Origin of the sequence: Clostridium sp. chh4-2, from assembly GCF_002899675.1 — a bacterium.
GTDB lineage: Bacteria > Bacillota > Clostridia > Lachnospirales > Lachnospiraceae > CHH4-2.
On record NZ_PKUU01000055.1, the window covers coordinates 1 to 684 of the forward strand.

2 tRNA genes and 2 rRNA genes are annotated in these 684 nt (G+C 43.4%); all 4 read right to left on the reverse strand.

From position 1 onward, the window contains the following. Window positions 1-216: 216 nt before the first annotated feature. Window positions 217-289, reverse strand: a tRNA-Ala gene (locus tag C0033_RS26645). Between the two features lie 71 nt (window positions 290-360). After that, window positions 361-434: transfer RNA gene (locus tag C0033_RS26650), tRNA-Ile, on the reverse strand. 8 nt (window positions 435-442) lie between these two features. Beyond that, window positions 443-560 (reverse strand): 5S ribosomal RNA (rrf, locus tag C0033_RS26655). 61 nt (window positions 561-621) lie between these two features. Beyond that, a 16S ribosomal RNA gene (locus C0033_RS26660) occupies window positions 622-684 on the reverse strand; the annotation flags it as partial.

Consider the following 684-nt stretch of genomic DNA (forward strand, 5'->3'; position numbering starts at 1 on the left):
GAATCTCTGGTCTTAGGTTTGTTTGTTATGTTTCCATAACGAGTTATTTGTTTGGAATCTATTATCTCTAATAAATTCACCTCGGATGTCTTGAATTGTTTCACCATAATTGCTTATGGTTCTACTTTTCTAGATATATTTCAATATGTGGTTTTCAAGGTACATATCGTAAGCAGTGCTTACGGGGACGGTTTTTATAGTTTTACAAAAACCGAGTGGAGATGGAGAGATTCGAACTCTTGACCCCCTGCTTGCAAGGCAGGTGCTCTCCCAACTGAGCTACACCCCCATAATTAATGGTTTGTGTTGTCACCATTCCTGTGTTCGTTATTCTGATTTCTGTTTAACTTTTTAAATCAATGGGCTTAAGTGGACTCGAACCACCGACCTCACGCTTATCAGGCGTGCGCTCTAACCGGCTGAGCTATAAGCCCATTTTGGAATCCGGCAGCCACCTGCTCTCCCATATCGTTTCCAATATAGTACCATCGGCCGCTTAGGTCTTAACCATCGTGTTCGGGATGGGAACGGGTGTGTCCCCTAAGCGCATCGCCACCGGAAATTCTTTCGAACCTATTAAAGATTCAACAGTATATAAAACCCTTACTTCTTCTTCCTTAGAAAGGAGGTGATCCAGCCGCACCTTCCGATACGGCTACCTTGTTACGACTTCACCCCAGTTAT